The organism is Buttiauxella cochleicola (assembly GCF_021282405.1).
GTDB lineage: Bacteria > Pseudomonadota > Gammaproteobacteria > Enterobacterales > Enterobacteriaceae > Buttiauxella > Buttiauxella massiliensis.
Genome location: NZ_JAJSOU010000002.1, coordinates 376,071 through 393,040 on the forward strand (window position 1 = coordinate 376,071; position 16,970 = coordinate 393,040).

At 50.0% G+C, this 16,970-nt stretch carries 16 protein-coding genes and 1 other annotated feature; of the genes, 3 read left to right on the forward strand and 13 right to left on the reverse strand.

What is annotated here, in order from left to right:
• Positions 1 to 158 precede the first annotated feature (158 nt).
• From LVQ79_RS04025 to ibpA, 3 genes are all read right to left on the reverse strand, one after another.
• Positions 159 to 1,814: a putative transporter gene (locus LVQ79_RS04025; protein WP_232863977.1), complete on the reverse strand. Its 1,656-nt coding sequence runs from the start codon at positions 1,812 to 1,814 to the stop codon at positions 159 to 161.
• A gap of 123 nt (positions 1,815 to 1,937) precedes the next feature.
• Entirely contained in the window at positions 1,938 to 2,366 is a 429-nt protein-coding gene (ibpB, locus tag LVQ79_RS04030; protein WP_232863978.1) for a small heat shock chaperone IbpB, read from the reverse strand.
• A gap of 114 nt (positions 2,367 to 2,480) precedes the next feature.
• Positions 2,481 to 2,894: a small heat shock chaperone IbpA gene (gene ibpA, locus LVQ79_RS04035; protein ID WP_064514809.1), complete on the reverse strand. Its 414-nt coding sequence runs from the start codon at positions 2,892 to 2,894 to the stop codon at positions 2,481 to 2,483.
• Positions 2,888 to 2,964: a sequence feature (ROSE (Repression Of Heat Shock gene Expression) occurs in the 5'-region of heat shock genes and acts as an RNA thermometer to modulate expression.), on the reverse strand. Its footprint overlaps the gene before it by 7 nt.
• Positions 2,965 to 3,211: 247 nt before the next feature.
• Here ibpA and LVQ79_RS04040 point away from each other — a divergent pair.
• Entirely contained in the window at positions 3,212 to 3,532 is a 321-nt protein-coding gene (locus tag LVQ79_RS04040) for a YceK/YidQ family lipoprotein (protein ID WP_134185972.1), read from the forward strand.
• On the opposite strand, the gene LVQ79_RS04045 is transcribed toward LVQ79_RS04040, so the two are convergent.
• The 6 genes from LVQ79_RS04045 to dgoR all read right to left on the reverse strand — a co-directional run bounded on the left by LVQ79_RS04045 (position 3,533) and on the right by dgoR (position 9,567).
• Positions 3,533 to 4,801 carry a YidR family protein gene (locus LVQ79_RS04045; RefSeq protein WP_232863979.1) on the reverse strand — a complete coding sequence of 423 codons (1,269 nt, stop codon included), beginning with the start codon at positions 4,799 to 4,801 and terminating at the stop codon, positions 3,533 to 3,535.
• Positions 4,802 to 4,849: 48 nt separating this feature from the next.
• Positions 4,850 to 6,187 (reverse strand): MFS transporter, encoded by a 1,338-nt coding sequence (locus LVQ79_RS04050; RefSeq protein WP_232863980.1) that lies wholly within the window; start codon positions 6,185 to 6,187, stop codon positions 4,850 to 4,852.
• Positions 6,188 to 6,253: 66 nt separating this feature from the next.
• On the reverse strand, positions 6,254 to 7,402 hold the full coding sequence (dgoD, locus tag LVQ79_RS04055) for a galactonate dehydratase (RefSeq protein ID WP_232863981.1): 1,149 nt from the start codon (positions 7,400 to 7,402) through the stop codon (positions 6,254 to 6,256).
• Positions 7,399 to 8,019: a 2-dehydro-3-deoxy-6-phosphogalactonate aldolase gene (locus LVQ79_RS04060; protein ID WP_232863982.1), complete on the reverse strand. Its 621-nt coding sequence runs from the start codon at positions 8,017 to 8,019 to the stop codon at positions 7,399 to 7,401. Before LVQ79_RS04060 ends, dgoD begins: the two co-directional genes overlap by 4 nt.
• Entirely contained in the window at positions 8,003 to 8,887 is an 885-nt protein-coding gene (locus tag LVQ79_RS04065; protein ID WP_232863983.1) for a 2-dehydro-3-deoxygalactonokinase, read from the reverse strand. The genes LVQ79_RS04060 and LVQ79_RS04065 overlap by 17 nt, the downstream gene beginning before the upstream one ends.
• The gene (gene dgoR / locus LVQ79_RS04070; RefSeq protein ID WP_232863984.1) at positions 8,884 to 9,567 is read right to left on the reverse strand and encodes a D-galactonate utilization transcriptional regulator DgoR; all 684 of its coding nucleotides are present in this window, start codon (positions 9,565 to 9,567) and stop codon (positions 8,884 to 8,886) included. The genes LVQ79_RS04065 and dgoR overlap by 4 nt, the downstream gene beginning before the upstream one ends.
• 279 nt (positions 9,568 to 9,846) lie before the next feature.
• Here dgoR and LVQ79_RS04075 point away from each other — a divergent pair, with 279 nt between their 5' ends.
• Positions 9,847 to 10,914 carry an FAD-binding protein gene (locus LVQ79_RS04075; protein ID WP_232864030.1) on the forward strand — a complete coding sequence of 356 codons (1,068 nt, stop codon included), beginning with the start codon at positions 9,847 to 9,849 and terminating at the stop codon, positions 10,912 to 10,914.
• Positions 10,915 to 10,988: 74 nt separating this feature from the next.
• Here LVQ79_RS04075 and yidA read toward each other — a convergent pair whose 3' ends face one another.
• The 3 genes from yidA to LVQ79_RS04090 all read right to left on the reverse strand — a co-directional run bounded on the left by yidA (position 10,989) and on the right by LVQ79_RS04090 (position 13,516).
• Positions 10,989 to 11,801 (reverse strand): sugar-phosphatase, encoded by an 813-nt coding sequence (gene yidA, locus LVQ79_RS04080; protein ID WP_232863985.1) that lies wholly within the window; start codon positions 11,799 to 11,801, stop codon positions 10,989 to 10,991.
• A gap of 251 nt (positions 11,802 to 12,052) precedes the next feature.
• Positions 12,053 to 12,442 carry a YidB family protein gene (locus LVQ79_RS04085; RefSeq protein ID WP_232863986.1) on the reverse strand — a complete coding sequence of 130 codons (390 nt, stop codon included), beginning with the start codon at positions 12,440 to 12,442 and terminating at the stop codon, positions 12,053 to 12,055.
• Between the two features lie 48 nt (positions 12,443 to 12,490).
• On the reverse strand, positions 12,491 to 13,516 hold the full coding sequence (locus LVQ79_RS04090; protein ID WP_232864031.1) for a zinc-dependent alcohol dehydrogenase family protein: 1,026 nt from the start codon (positions 13,514 to 13,516) through the stop codon (positions 12,491 to 12,493).
• Between the two features lie 115 nt (positions 13,517 to 13,631).
• Between LVQ79_RS04090 and LVQ79_RS04095 the strand changes: the two genes are divergently transcribed.
• Positions 13,632 to 14,534 (forward strand): LysR family transcriptional regulator, encoded by a 903-nt coding sequence (locus LVQ79_RS04095; RefSeq protein ID WP_232863987.1) that lies wholly within the window; start codon positions 13,632 to 13,634, stop codon positions 14,532 to 14,534.
• A gap of 1 nt (position 14,535) precedes the next feature.
• Here LVQ79_RS04095 and gyrB read toward each other — a convergent pair whose 3' ends face one another.
• On the reverse strand, positions 14,536 to 16,950 hold the full coding sequence (gene gyrB, locus LVQ79_RS04100) for a DNA topoisomerase (ATP-hydrolyzing) subunit B (RefSeq protein WP_232863988.1): 2,415 nt from the start codon (positions 16,948 to 16,950) through the stop codon (positions 14,536 to 14,538).
• Positions 16,951 to 16,970: the final 20 nt, after the last annotated feature.

Here is a 16,970-nt window from a genome sequence, read left to right on the forward strand (position 1 = left end):
AATTGAAAATAAAAAAATCATGTAGTTCAATTGATTACATAAAAATCACACCCTCAATGATTTTGTTTATCACCCTGTAACAGCAAATGCGTAATCGGCGATAGCCATCTTCCAGCAAAAAAACGTCATGGAGAAATGGCTATCGCAACGAGTTAAATTCACATCCAAAACAATACAGCCAGTAGCTGCGGCGTAATAATGCGCAGGAACATTACCATTGGATAAACAGTGGCATAAGAGAGTGCCGCCGCTCCACTGGTTGCGTGCAAGCCGTTGGCAAAAGCCAGTGCAGGGGGATCGGTCATTGAGCCTGCCAACATTCCGCACAGTGTCAGATAATTCATTTTGGCGAGCAATCTTGCCAACAATCCAGTAACCAGCAATGGAATTCCCGTAATCAGAACTCCGTAGCCAATCCAACTCACTCCGTCTCCGTGCAGCAAAGTACTGACAAAATCACCGCCAGATTTTAAACCGACGACCGCCAGAAACAGCACAATCCCCAATTCACGCAGCGCCAGATTCGCACTCGGTGGCATAAACCAATACAGCTTGCCGATGCTGCCAATTCGCCCAAGAATGATCGCCATAATAAGCGGCCCACCTGCCAGCCCAAGACGCAGTGCCACAGGGAAACCAGGGATGAAAAGCGGGATAGAACCAAGCAACACGCCAAGACCAATGCCGATAAATACCGGAAGCATTTGTACCTGCTGGAGTTTCTGTTGCGCGTTACCGACTTCAGCGGCTACCGCTTCTATTGATTCTGGGCGGCCCACCAGGTTCAGGATGTCACCAAATTGCAGGCTGGCATTGCTGCTTGCGACCAGTTCAATACCTGCACGATTCAGGCGCGAAATCACCACGTCATACTTTTGTTTTAAATGCAGATCGCGAATTTTCTTGCCGAGCACTTTCTCGTTGGTCACCACCACACGTTCAACGCGCAGGTCTGTGCCACGAGTCGAAAGCGAGGTATCCACCTGCTGGCCGATCACCAGCAATGCAGAGTGCAGATCTTTTTCCTGGCCGACGAGGTGGAGTAAATCTCCGGTTTGAATAACCGTGCCAGGCGCTGGCACCATCAGCAATTCCCCACGTTTCAAACGCGAACAAATAATAGTGTCGCTATTAAGGACCGGCACTTCCTGAATAGGTAATCCGTTAAGGTTAGGGTTGGCAACACAGATATTCATGGTCTGGAGTTGCGCGTGGTTTTGCCCACTACTGTTATCAAAGCGTTGTGCTTCTTGATCGACATTAATTCTAAATGCCATGCGAATTAACCACATGGTCAGAAGAATCCCGCAAATACCGAACGGATAAGCCATCGCGTAGCTCATCCCCATTTTATCGACCAACTCTGAAGGTGTGCCGAGGTCGGTCAAAATTTGCTGACCTGCACCTAACGCTGGAGTGTTAGTTACCGCTCCAGAGAAAACACCCAGCACCACGGGAAGCGGAACATCGAAGATTTTATGGACGAGTGCCGTGACCAGCGCACCAATCACTACAATCAGAAGAGCAAATAGATTAAGGCGTAAACCGGAAACGCGTAGCGAGGAAAAGAAGCCAGGCCCAACCTGAATACCAATGGTATAGACGAAGAGGATTAAGCCGAATTCCTGAATGAAATGAAGCATATCTCCATTCAGGCTTACCCCAGCCTCACTGACGAAATGGCCAACAATAATTCCCCCGAACAGCACGCCACCGATACCAAATCCGACGCCGCGGATTTTGATATTGCCAATCCATAAACCGACAACTGCGACCAGAGCCAACATACTGACAGTTAACGCTATTCCACTCATCGAAGATTTCCCTGTGAATAACATCATCGTTACAAGGGATTCTGGCAGAGAGGAGAAGGAGTTAATGGGGTACAGAGCACAAAAAAAGGCCCCATAAAATGGGGCCTAAAGGGGATACTCAGTTTAGCTGTTGAGTGCCGGACGTTCGCTGATAGCAATGCGTTTTGGCGCAACGGCTTCAGGGATTTCACGCACCAGATCTATATGCAGCAGACCGTTAGTAAAGGTCGCGCCAGATACTTTCATATATTCAGCAAGGGTGAAGCTCAGGCTAAATGGCTGAGTCACTAATCCTTGATGCAGCCAGGTTGGCTCTTTCTCGGGTTTAACCGGCGTCCCTTTCACATGCAGACGCGTACCTTCGAGTTCAATTTCGAGATCTTCCTGGCGGAACCCTGCCAGCGCAAGCGTAATGCGGTAATGATTGTCATCGCCTTTTTCAATGTTGTAAGGCGGGAATGACTGGCCTTCGGTGCTTGTTTGTAAAGCATTAGCCAGTTTGTCAAAACCGATCCATTGACGCAGCAGAGGTGATAAATCGTGGTTACGCATAAGTTTTCTCCTTCTTTGAAGCGAGTTAAGTCTTACCAGTATGCGAACTGGTATTGGCTCCCTATCGGCAAGCCAGCCTTTATTGCCAGAGCCGCACAATGCGACCCGCTGAAATTAATTGATTTCGATACGGCGCGGTTTCATCGCTTCCGGAATCACGCGTTCCAGGTCGATATACAGCAGGCCGTTAACCAGGTTAGCACCACGGATGTGGATGTTTTCCGCTAACTGGAATTTGCGTTCGAAGTTGCGCTCAGCAATCCCCTGATAGAGATAAGTGCGCTCTGGTTGCGGATCTGCATGCGCGCCCTTAATAACGAGCAGGTTATCCTGGGCTGTAATGTCCAGTTCGCTTTCTGCAAAACCGGCAACAGCAATCGCAATGCGATAGTTATTTTCGTCAACTAATTCAACATTGTATGGAGGATAGCCGCCGTTGCTCTGGCTTTGGTTGTTTTCCAGCAGATTGAACAGACGGTCAAAACCAATAGCTGAACGATAAAGCGGGGATAGGTCGAAATTACGCATATATAAAAACTCCTGAAATCAGCGAGAATCAAACATTGCCTTCCATCATGGACAGGCTTCTAAAACCAAGTACCCTTACGGCGTACTTTTTCTGACTACATCTCTAAAATCGGTCCTTATTCGCACTTTTCAAGGCCACAGAAAGAAATTTTTTGCGGCTTCTGCTGTCAGTACATAGACTGTCCTGGTAGTAAACAGGATTTATCTGCGATAGCCGCCACAGAGTGGCAAGAGCAATATATTAATTATCTGCATGGGTGATATAAACCAGAGCAGCCTGGCCGTAAATGGCCCCCCAGAAACGATAAGCAACACTAATGATGAAAAGCTATCTTCCAACATTAATTCTCGGCAGCGGATTGCTAACAGTCAGCGGATGTTCAAGTGTGATGACTCACACTGGTGGGCAAGAGGGATACTATCCCGGCACACGTGCCAGTTACGAAATGCTGGCCGATGGCGAGACAAGCTGGGGATACAAACCTTTTGTCGCGCTGGATATGCCGTTTACGGCAGTAATGGATACCGTTCTGTTACCGTGGGATATGTTCCGCACCGACAAATCTATAAAATCCAAAGTAGAAGCAAGCGAGAAGCAGAACCTGGCAACCAATTCTGTGATCCCGCCTGTTCAGTAATTAAAGCCCTGTTTGCGTCATAAATAACTGACGGAATCCGCCTACATCCTGCATCCAGGCGATGTATTTGCCATCAGGTGAAAACACCACCGCATCCGCTGAAGGCGCACAACCATCGGTTGCTGTAAGCGTCGTGATTTCACCATCGTTTAAATCGCACAAGACAATCTGCTCCGTCCTCACAAAGCCCAACGCTTGCCCTGACGGATGCCAGTTAAATGCCGACTGGATATCATCTTGCCCATGCGTAAGTTGGCGTGGCTGCCCACCGTTTGGTGAAATCAGATACATTTGCACAATACCTGCATCATCGCGCATCAAGAACGCCAGTAAGCTGCCGTCCGGGCTGCTTCGCACCCAATGCCTTGGCTGGGTAGCTAATCCTGGGTAACGCTGCTGATGAGTGAAAGTCAGGCGTGTTTGCGCAATACCCGCAGGTGGTGCAGGCAGCGCGGTTAGCGTTCCTTCAATTGGCTCAGAACCCGCCTGGAAATAAGCTTCTTTTTTTTCAGGCAAATCAACGATAAACAGCTCGGGCACTTTCTCGCCTTTGGCTGAAAGCGTGTCGCCAATAAACGCCAGTGCCCAACGCTGTTGGCTCCCATCAGGTTTTAAATAGCCATGGTTGCCCACCCAACCTTCTTCATAGGCACGGTTTATTTCATCACTTCCAGGTTGTGGTAATGGCGTAGTACGGCTTACCAGCACGCAATAATGGCTACCATCATATTCCCGAGGATGCTGTTTAACAGGTGTCACCGGGCCGAATGGCAGAGCAATACCGACGTTACGCAGATCTTTTGCCGCATCATATTCATGCATCACATGGTCGTTATAGGTGAAGCTCACGCGCGCACCATCTGGGCTCCAGACGTGGACATGGCTGCCGCCACGCAAAGCGCCGGGGGTAAACGGTGGGGTGATATCCATTGCATCGAGATTAGTTGCGATACCGTTTTCGACCACCACACCACGGCGGTGATGGAAATCGTAATGCCAGCTTTCGTCGGGGTTTTCCGGGCCGTGAATGAAGATATAGCGCTCGGGTTGCTGCGGGTTCACGGTCACCACACCGACATGCGCGCCATGCGATGCCTGATAGATCAGTTCCACTTCGCCAGTCATCACGTTAACCCTTTCAATCGTTTCACTGGTAAACGAGGCGCCAGAAGGGCGAACATCAAACACCAACCACTGGCTATCTGGTGTCCAGGTATTGATGTTAGTGAGTTGGTGGTTACGTGGTGCAAAGGTGAGTTGTTTGGTCATGATTTACCCCGAGATATTGGACGCCTCAGGGTAAATCATTGATGGTTTTTATCCCACCCTTTCTACTTTGCCGACCAGCAGGAGGTAGGAGAGTGCGCCAAGCAGTGCCACGGCTGAGATATAAACCAGCGCAGGTGCAAAACCATATCCCTGAGCAAGGTAACCTACAACCAGTGGAACGGTGATCCCACCCAAGCCGCCAACAAAGTTAAACACTCCACCGGTCAAGCCAATCAGACGCATTGGTGCCAACGAAGAGACCAGCGACCATGTGATCGAGGCAAAGCCGTTACCAAAGAAGGCGATAGCCATTAATGTCATAATCCAGACCGGATCGTTGGTGTAGTTCGCGCCCATAATGCAGGTCGAGATCAGCAAACCGCAGATGATTGGCGTTTTACGCGCGATACCCAGCGAATATCCTTTACGCACCAGACGGTCTGCTACCCAACCAGAAAGCAGCACACCCACAAACGCGGCAAGGAATGGAACGGTAGTCATAAACCCGGCTTTCAGGGCGGTAATGCCTTTTTCTTGCGTCAGGTAGTTCGGGAACCAGGTCAGGAAGAACCACAGCGTGGACGTAACCGCGAACTGGCCGAGATACACGCCAACCAGTTTGCGGTGGAAGACTAGTTTCCAGTCGGCAGCCGTCATTGGAATACGGGATTTTTTCTCGGCTGGCGCATCGCCATCAACCAGACCACCACCATCACGAATGTAATCCAGTTCAGCCTGATTGATGCCTTTGCTGGCACGCGGTGGCTGATAAACCTTAATCCAGATAAACGACCAGATGATGCCGATACCACCGGTGATAATAAACACCCAGTGCCAGCTCAACATTTCTTGAATCCAGATAAGCAGTGGCGTGAGGAACGCCAGCCCGACAAACTGGCCGGAGGTATAAAAGCCTACTGCAGACGCACGCTCATGTTCCGGGAACCAGCTCGTGACCATACGGTTGTTGGTCGGGAATGCGGGTGCTTCGAAAATACCGGTAATTGCACGCAAACCAATCAGCGACATTAAACCGGTGGCAAAACCCTGGAATAGCGTTGCCACCGACCAGCCAAAAATAGCGATGAAATAGGTCATGCGCGAGCCGACGCGGTCAAGGAACCAGCCACCAGGAATCTGGCATAAAGTATAGAGCCAGGCAAAAGCCGAGAAGATATAACCCATTTGAGTTTTTGTAATGCCAAACTCTTCCTGAATATGGGCAGAGGCGACGGCCAGATTCGCGCGGTCGACATAACAAATAACCACGGTAATAAAGATCATAATGAGCGTCACATAACGGCGACGCGTAGGTTTTGTAGCGGTTACAGAAATATCCATCGTGTTCTGTCTCCAGAGTTTGGGCATGGCAATACTGGCCACCATGCCCTGTTATATACAGAGGGTGTTTTATATTTATTTGGGTATGACTAGTTTTTTATAAAATAACTATCACCATTCGGCTACAGACCCGTCTGGATAGCGCCATAAAGGATTACGCCAATCAGTCACATTTTTACTGCGTTCGATAACCAGTTCTTCGTCTATTTCAACGCCAAGGCCTGGCTTCATTAATGGCATAAAGTGGCCGCCATCCATTTTGAAGTCTTCTTTATTTTTAACGAAATCGAGCAATTCAGCGCCCTTGTTATAATGGATGCCCATGCTTTGCTCCTGGAACACGGCATTGCGGGAGACAAAATCGATATGCAGGCAGGCAGCCAGCGCAATCGGCCCGAGCGGACAATGCGGAGCCAGCGCCACGTCATAGGCCTCTGCCATTCCGGCAATTTTATAGCATTCGGTAATACCGCCTGCGTGTGACAAATCAGGCTGGAGAATCGCCAGTCCGCCCGCTTCCAGCACACGCTTGAACTCAAAGCGCGAGAACATACGCTCACCCGCAGCGATAGGAATATGCGTTTGAGCCGCAAGACGCGGATAGTATTCAGCCTGTTCCGCCAGCACCGGTTCTTCAATAAACAGCGGGCGATATTGCTCAAGCTCTTTAATTAATACTTTTGCCATTGGCGCGCTAACACGGCCATGGAAATCAAGGCCAAATTCAATTTCATTACCGAATGCTTCACGAATTTGTGCTACGGTATTCACGGCTTCATCTATTTTACGGGAATTATCAATAATCCCCATTTCTTCGCAGCCATTTAATTTAAACGTATCAAAGCCGATGTTACGCAGTGATTTAATACCGTCGATCACATCTGACGGACGATCGCCACCAACCCAGCTGTAGGCTTTTATTTTATCGCGAACCAGGCCGCCCATTAATTGCCAGACAGGTGCATTTAATACTTTTCCTTTAATATCCCACAATGCCTGGTCAATACCGGAAATTGCGCTCATTAAAATAGGCCCACCGCGATAAAAACCGCCGCGATACATCACTTGCCATAAATCATTTATACGCGCCGGGTCCTGGCCGATTAATAATTCACTCAGCTCATGTACCGCAGCTTCAACGCTTTTTGCTCGCCCTTCAATTACCGGCTCACCCCAGCCGACAATACCTTCATCGGTTTCAATTTTCAGGAACATCCAACGTGGTGGTAAACGGTAGGTCGTCAGTTTAGTGATTTTCATTGCTTCACAGCCTCTTCATACGCTTTAACAAATGCTTTTGCCTTCTCAGCGGTGCATTCCACAGATTGCCCCGCACGATATAAATCGCCACCGAGCCCAGCACCGACACATCCGGCTTTTAGCCAAATAGCCAGGTTTTCAGGCGTCACACCGCCGACCGCAAAGACCGGTACTTCTGGTGGTAATACGGCTTTCAGCGCTTTGATGTAATCCGGGCCAAAAGAGGAAGAAGGGAAAATTTTCAGCGCCTGAGCACCGGCATCCAATGCGGTAAAGGCTTCGCTTGCCGTTGCACAGCCCGCGCATACTGTCATTCCGCTGGCGACCGCACGGCGGATAACATCAGGCTGCGTATTCGGCGTTACCACCAGTTTGCCGCCCATGGCGGCCAGTTCATTAACCTGATCGGTTTTCAAAACGGTACCCGCGCCTATCAACGCCCGATGGCCAAACTCGGTCACCATCGCCGCGATACTTTGCTGCCAGTCTGGTGAGTTCATTGGGATTTCTATCGCATCAAATCCCGCATCCAGCAACGCCGCAACGTGTGCGTGCGCTTCGCCTGGAGTGATACCGCGCAAAATGGCGATGAGCGGAAGATTAGTTTGCCACTGCATTTGCAATACTCCTTATTCCTGCCTGGAATGCATTGTCGCCATCCAACACTTTTGCCTGGTAGCCCAATAACTCGAGCGCGTTGCTATAACGCTGGCTCAGGGATGGATTAGCAACAATGGTGACAGGCTGTTGAGTGTCCGGAGCGTACTGGCGAGTCATCGCCGCCACTTCGTTACCAATCAACAACCCGGAAAGAAATTCGCTGACTTCGCTACGCGGCAATTCACCCAGCACATGGGCTGCACGTATTTCGAAAAGTCGTGGCAACAAAGCGCTGTCATTAATGCCGCGATCCAGCCCAGCCAAAAATGCTTGATGGCTGCTTTGTTGCTCAGGCAGGCCTGCGCCAATTAAGGAGTGGTTGAGCAGGATATGGTGCAGTTCACCGGTCATCACCGTGCGGAAATCCTGCACCGTGTGTTCATCGGCATGCACCCATTTGCAGTGCGTACCCGGCATTATGTAAAGCGAAGCCGGGCCAAGCGTTTTTGCACCGAGAAGCTGGGTTTCTTCACCACGTATCACGTTGCAGTTGTCGTCACTTTTTACGCTGAGGCCGGGAATAATCCAGACGTTATCCAGCACTGGAGTCAGTTGCTGGCTTAAATCAGAGAAACGCGCCGGGCATGGGAGATAAGGGGCGATTTTCCACCCGGCATTGCTGCCCACCATCCCGGCCATCAAAACTGGCGTGGTTTTTTCACGCCAACCTTGAGTGACTTCATCGAACACCTCTTTTGGGGTTTTACCATTCAGACGGGTAACGCCCGCTGTGGTTTGCCGACTATCAATGCAAATTCCATCCTGGTAATGCCAGGCACGCAGGTTAGTCGAACCCCAATCAATAGCGATGTAGCGTGATGTCATGTGATTTCCTTTAGTCGTTTGGTGGAGCTGGCAATCATTGTCAGCGCCGCTCTTTCTGCAGCCGTGCTGTCCTGGTGACGAATCGCATCGAACAGCTGCTTATGTTCCTGAAGCGTTTGCGGCATGTTGGCTTCATCACCCATCCAGGTGCGCTCGAAAACCGCACGCTGAAGTGAACTGATGGCAATACTCAACTGCTGTAGCACCGGGTTATGAACCGAATCCAGCACCGCTTCGTGATAGCGAATATCGGCTTCATTAAAAGCATCCCGATCCTGATTGTTTGCCACCATGTCGTTGAGTGCGTCTTCGATTCGCGCCAGGTCACTTGATGTAGCCCGTTCTGCGGCCCAGCGCGCGATGGCAGGCTCGACCAGGTTTCGCACTTCGCTCATGGCGCTAATCAGGCGCGGGTCATAATCGTTTTCCAGCACCCACTGCAACACTTCGGTATCGAGGTAATTCCACTGGTTACGCGACTGCACAAAGGCTCCGCGATAACGCTTCATTTCAACTAACCGCTTCGCCATAAGAGAACGAAAAACTTCGCGGATAATGTTGCGCGACGTTTCGAACTCCTCACATAAGTCAGCTTCTGACGGCAATGCTGCGCCCGGAGTGTATTTGCCGCCGACAATCTGTTTACCCAGCGTCACGATGATGCGATCGGTCTTAGTCATGGTTTGCCCTGTTCAATTTAGGTATTAACCACACTTTACCGCGAGCGCTGAAAAACACCGCTATTTTGAAGTACAAATGTGAATCGGATAGCGCTTCTGATGGGATTAATGTAGTACAGATATTATATGTTGTACTACAATTTGGATCACAAAACGGACAGTTGATAGCAAAAAATGGCGAAAAAAGCGACGCGCAGAAAACTTACCCGCCACTTCATCGGCGACTTCACACAAGCAGATTACGTTTCCGTTCCAACCCCCAGCCAACGGAACGCTCAAATGGAACATTACGATATCGCGATTATTGGCCTCGGCCCCGCAGGGGCTACGCTTGCGCGGATCCTCGAACCACAATTCAAAATAATTGCTTTGGATAAGAAGCGGCGGGAAGGAGAAGATGGGTTTCAGAAGCCCTGCGGCGGGTTACTGGCGCCTGATGCTCAACGTTCGTTTATCCGTTCCGGTATAAACCTGCCCGTGCACGTGCTGGCAAACCCACAAATATTCAGCGTAAAAACCATTGATTTACAATCAAATATCACCTGCAACTACCAGCGGTCATACATTAATATCAATCGCCATGCTTTCGATTTATGGCTTAAAACGCTTATCCCGCAAACGGTAGATGTTCGCCATGACACACTGTGCAAACGCATTGAAAAAGAGGGTGATAGCTATCGCCTCATATTTGAGGACAACGGAGTAACTCAGGAAATCACTGCGCAATATATTGTCGGTGCCGATGGTGCAAATTCATTGCTGCGCCGGACGCTTTATCCGCAGCTCAATATTCGAAAATATCAGGCCATTCAGCAGTGGTTTAAGGAGCTGCATGCCCGTCCTTTCTATTCCTGCATTTTCGATAATCAGGTAACGGACTGTTATTCATGGAGTATGTCGAAGGATGGCTACTTTATTTTTGGTGGTGCCTTTCCAATGAAAGAAGGCAAAAAGCGGTTCTTCCACCTAAAAGAGAAAATGACCGAACGCGGTTTTGTCTTTAGCACCCCTGAAAAGGAAGAAAAATGTATCGTGCTTTGCCCGTCAAAGTGGCGTGACTTTGTTTGCGGGAAAGACAATGCATTTCTGATTGGTGAAGCGGCGGGATTTATTAGTGCAAGTTCGCTCGAAGGGATAAGTTATGCGCTCGATAGCGCCGAGATACTGGGAAATATCTTCAATGAACAGCATTCACGACCAAATGCTGTCTATCAGAAACGAACGGGGAAAATCAGAAGGAAACTGTTCGCAAAGGTGATAAAAGCCAAAATCCTGACCTCTGCATGGTCGAGAAAATTAGTCATGAAAAGCCGATTTGCCGATGTGCCAGTGATACCGGACATGTAATGCAGCGGTTCAGCCATTGAGTCTGGTTGACTCCCGCAGAGGCAACCAGACTGACAGAAACCACCACAACGTCATTAATTCAAAACAAACTTCTCAATCGCGTACGCAACGCCATCTTCAAGGTTTGATTTAGTAACAAAGTTGCTGACTTCTTTCACTTTATCGATAGCGTTATCCATCGCAACACCGATGCCTGCGTATTCCAGCATCGCGATGTCATTTTCCTGGTCGCCCAGCGTCATCACTTCTTCTTGTTTGATGCCGAGAGATTCAGCCAGCGCTTTTACGCCAGTACCTTTGTTGACTCGCTTATCGAGAATCTCAAGGAAATATGGCGAGCTTTTCAGCAGCGTATAACGCTCATAAACATCGGCTGGAATTTTGGCGATCGCTTTGTCCAGAATAGCCGGCTCATCGATCATCATCACTTTCAGGTATGCACCGTTTTTATTCATGTTTTCTGGCTCGCTGAACACCAGCGGGATATTGGCAATAAAGGATTCATGAACGGTGTAGTAGCTGATATCACGGTTAGCGGTGTACAGGGTGTGGCGATCCAGCGCATGGAAGTGGGAACCGACTTCACGGGAAAGCTGTTCCAGATAGCGGTAGTCGTCGTAACTCAGCGCGGTTTGTGCCACGGTGCTGCCGTCGCTGGCCTTCTGCACTAACGCACCGTTATAGGTGATGCAGTAGTCATTCGGCTTATCCATATGCAGCTCGCGGAGATAGCTCTCAACACCTGCAAAAGGGCGTCCGGTACACAAAACAACACTTACACCGCGTTCGCGCGCGCTGGCGATAGCGGCTTTAACGGCTGGAGAAATGGTGTGGTCAGGCAGCAACAATGTGCCGTCCATATCAATAGCAATGAGTTTTATAGGCATAGGATTTTCTGAGGTAATGAGTTTATCTCATGCTAACGCGATTAAGCTCGCAAAAATAGCGCTACGTTACGGGTGAAATAGGTCCGTTTTTTGGATGAAAAAACGCCACCCGAAGAAAGTGGCGTTGATACCCAAAATAATTCGAGTTGCAGAAAGGCGGCAAACACGGGAATCCCAATGAGCTTACTCAAGTAAGTGATTTGGGTGAGCATGTGCAGCCAACGCATCTGCGGCTTGAAGAATGACGGGCACTAGCTGAAGAATTTATCCTTCAGCATATGGAAGCCTTTAGTCAGCAAATCTTCATCGTGAGCGACTTCACCTGCAGGCGATAAAGTATCGACGATTTTCGGGAACTGCTCTGCCAGCAGTTGAGATGCACTTCCCACATCAATCCCGAGTTTTTCAGCCAGACCGCTGATTGCTGGTGTGCCCAGCACGTCTTGCATTTGCTCTGGGCTAACGCTTTGGTTATGCGCGCCGCTCAGCCAGGAGGTGACAACATCAGAGAAACCCTTTTCCCGAAACCGTTCAAGAATTGCCTGAATGCCGCCTTGTTCATTAATCCATGTAAGGATGACTTTGAATTTACCTGCATCGCCACCCCCCATCATGCCAGTAACTTGATCGAATAAACCCATGACCGTGTCCTCTTGCAATCACGAAGTGTGCAATAGAAGTGTAGTCAATCACGGGCGGGTTAAGACGATTTTGCCGAACGCACCACGGTCGAGATGCTCAAGCGCCTGCGGCAGTTCGTCAAATTTATAGGTTGTTTCGATGACCGGTTTGATGCCATTCGCATCAATAGCACGCACGAAGTCTTCAAGCGCGCGGCGATGTCCGACGCTAACCCCCTGAATGATTGGTGATTTCAGTATCAGGTCGCCTGCAGGCCCTGAAATATCAAAACCTTCAAGCACACCTATTACTGATATACGCCCATGAACCGCCACAGCTCGTAAAGAGTTTCCGAGATTTGCACCACCAACGGTTTCGATAATATGGTCGATACCACGTTCCTGGGTCAGTTCATAAATTACCTCGACCCAATCATCTTCCAGCCGGTTGATACCGTGATCGGCCCCCAATGCTTTGGCGCGCAGCAATTTTTCATTGCTACCCGAAGTAACAAAAACTTCGGCACCGTGGGCTTTGGCGATTTGCAGGGCAAACATAGAAACGCCACCCGTTCCCTGCACCAGAATAGATTGCCCAGCGTGCAAACCGCCTCGTTCCACTAGCGCAAACCAAGCGGTAAGCCCTGCGCACGGCAAGGTGCTGGCCTGAATGTCATCAAGACTTTCGGGCGATGCCACCAGCCAGTTTTCGCTCATCACCACGTATTCCGCCAGCATGCCTTGATACACACCACCCAGCGTGCGGTATGGTGGAGTACGAGCAGTGCCGTTTGGCTTACCGTCTATCCAGTCTGGTGAAAAGGTGGAGATAACGCGCGCACCTGGCTGGAAGCGAGTCACATCTTCACCGATGCTTTCTACCACACCCGCCATGTCCGATGTTGGTGTAAACGGGAATGGCATCTCAAGGGGCATAGCCCCTTCGATAACTATTTTGTCGCGATAATTAAGTGATACTGCTTTCACCCGCACCAATACTTCACCACGACCAGGCGTGGGTATTGCTTCTGTGGAAAACGTCAGGTTTTCGCGCCCAATGGCATTCATTGTCCAGCGTTGCATGGTTTGGCTCATCATTATTGGCTCCTGAATTTCGAGGGAATACGTCACAGCCAAAAGTATATCGCTGGCCTAAACTCACCAGTGGCGATAGATTTTCCTCCTATTGATTCCAAAATGGATACAAACAATGAGCGAGCAACTGAAAGGTATTTCTGTTTTTGTTACGGCGGTTGAGGCGGGTAGTTTCTCGCTTGCAGCGACGAGACTGCATCTTTCACGTTCCGCTGTCGGGAAAACGATTTCTCAACTAGAGAAAAGGCTGGGCATTCGGCTTTTTCAACGAACCACGCGTAGCCTCGCTCTCACCGACGATGGAGCACTTTTCTACGAGCACTGCCTGCGCGCCCTGGAAGAAATTCAAAAGGCTGAAGCACTGCTCGACAGTGGAAAGCAAACTGTTCGCGGGCGGTTAAGAGTCTCAATGCCGATGCTGTATGGGCGAATGTGCATCGCGCCGTTGCTGACAGAATTTGCAAGCCAGCATCCGGAGCTGAAAATGGAGTTACTTTTTAGTGACAGGGTTTCTGACCTGATTGAAGACGGGTTGGATTTTGTGATCCGAAACGGAAAGTTACCGGACAGCAGCGGCTTGATCGCCCGCCGTATTGGCTTACACCGCATGGTAATTTGTGCTTCGCCTGACTACCTGGCTCGATGCGGCGAACCACAAACAATAGACGATCTTTCAAGCCATGAAGTGATTAACTATATCAACGCAGGTGTCCCGCACCGTTGGGTTATTCCCCAAAATAATGGCAAAACAATTGAGTTTGTCCCCAAATCACGCCTGCTAATGGATGAATTACAACCCATTGCCGCAGCGGTGATTTCAGGATTTGGTATTGCGGTATTGCCATGTTGGTTGATTGGAGAGGAACTACAGAACGGGAAGTTGGTGAGGATATTGCGGGATTACAGGGAAAATGTATATGAAAGCCATGCGGTATGGCTCCAGACACCCCATCTGCCCCTGAAAATTCGCCTGGCAGTGGATATGCTGGTGAGCAGATTGCCCACCAGCATCAACTAACTTAGATATCGATGTTCGCCGCTTTCAGGGCGTTTTCTTCGATAAATGCACGACGTGGTTCAACCGCATCGCCCATCAGGGTAGTGAACAGCTGATCCGCTGCAATCGCGTCTTTAACAGTTACGCGCAGCATACGGCGGCTTTGTGGATCCATTGTGGTTTCCCACAGCTGATCCGGGTTCATTTCGCCCAAGCCTTTGTAACGCTGAATAGATAGGCCACGACGGGATTCTTTGCCCAGCCATTCCAGCGCCTCTTCGAAGCTGTCAACTGGCTGACGGCGTTCGCCACGTTCGATAAACGCGTCTTCTTCGATAAGGCCACGCAGTTTCTCGCCCAGCGTGCAAATACGACGGTATTCGCCACCGACGATAAACTCTTGCTCCAGCGGATAGTCAGTATCCACACCGTGGGTACGCACACGAATCACCGGTTCGAAAAGATTCAGTTCACGGTTATGACGAACCAGGGAATTCCAGGTGCTGCCGTGCTGTTCTTTTTCGTTAAGCTGAGTAACCAGAGCAGAAACCCAGGCAGTCACTTTGCTTTCGTCAGTCAGATCGGCATCTTCAAGCGTTGGGTGATACACCAGGTTGTTTAGCAAATTGCGCGGATAACGGCGCTCCATGCGGCCAATCATTTTCTGGCAGGCTTTAAACTCAGACACCAGTTTTTCCAGCGCTTCGCCAGCGATAGCTGGTGCGTTGGCATTGGTGTGCAGCGTAGCGCCATCCAGAGCGATTGCGATCTGGTATTGATCCATCGCTTCATCATCTTTGATGTACTGCTCTTGCTTGCCTTTCTTCACTTTGTATAGCGGTGGCTGTGCGATATACACATGGCCGCGCTCAACGATTTCAGGCATCTGACGGTAGAAGAAGGTCAGCAGCAGGGTACGGATGTGTGAACCATCGACGTCGGCATCCGTCATGATGATGATGCTGTGGTAACGCAGTTTATCCGGGTTGTATTCGTCACGGCCAATACCGCAGCCGAGCGCGGTAATCAGCGTGGCAACTTCTTGAGAAGCGAGCATTTTGTCAAAGCGCGCTTTCTCAACGTTCAGAATTTTACCTTTCAGCGGCAGGATCGCCTGGTTCTTACGGTTACGCCCCTGTTTTGCAGAGCCGCCCGCAGAGTCCCCTTCCACAAGGTACAGTTCGGAGTGAGCCGGGTCGCGTTCCTGGCAATCCGCCAGTTTGCCTGGCAAGCCAGCCAAATCCAGCGCGCCTTTACGACGAGTCATTTCACGTGCACGACGTGCTGCTTCACGAGCACGAGCGGCATCAATAATTTTGCCGACGACGATTTTCGCGTCAGACGGGTGTTCCAGCAGGTATTCAGACAGCAGTTCGTTCATCTGCTGCTCAACCGCTGTTTTCACCTCAGAAGAGACCAGTTTGTCTTTGGTCTGAGAAGAGAATTTAGGGTCCGGAACTTTTACGGAGACAACAGCAATCAGGCCTTCACGGGCATCGTCACCGGTGGCGCTAACTTTCGCTTTTTTGCTGTAGCCTTCTTTTTCCATATACGCATTCAGCGTACGTGTCATCGCCGAGCGGAAACCTGCCAGGTGAGTACCACCATCGCGCTGCGGGATGTTGTTGGTAAAGCAGTAGATGTTTTCCTGGAAACCATCGTTCCACTGCAACGCCACTTCCACGCCAATGCCGTCTTTTTCAGTGCTGAAATAGAACACGGTTGGGTGAATTGGCGTTTTGTTTTTGTTGAGGTATTCAACAAACGCGCGGATACCGCCTTCGTAGTGGAAGTGGTCAGCACGGCCATCACGCTTATCAATCAGGCGGATAGAAACACCGGAGTTCAGGAATGACAGTTCACGCAGGCGTTTAGCCAGGATGTCGTATTCAAACTCAATCACGTTGGTGAAGGTTTCGTGGCTTGGCCAGAAACGAACCTGAGTACCGGTCGCATCAGTATCGCCAGTCGCCGCCAGCGGTGCCTGTGGCACACCGTGAATGTAAGTTTGCTGGTGCACTTTGCCTTCGCGGCGAATCAGCAGTTCCAGCTTCTGGGACAGGGCGTTAACGACAGAAACACCCACACCGTGCAGACCACCAGAAACTTTATAGGAGTTGTCATCGAACTTACCGCCGGCGTGAAGCACGGTCATAATAACTTCGGCAGCAGACACACCTTCTTCCGGGTGAATACCAGTAGGAATACCACGACCATCATCGGTTACTGAGACAGAGTTATCAGCATGAATGGTGACAACGATGTCTTTACAATGACCGGCAAGTGCTTCGTCGATAGCGTTATCTACGACCTCAAATACCATATGGTGCAGACCGGTGCCGTCATCCGTATCACCGATATACATTCCCGGGCGCTTACGTACCGCATCCAGCCCTTTAAGGACTTTGATACTGGAGGAGTCATAAGAATTCGACATCAACGTTTCTCGCTCATTTA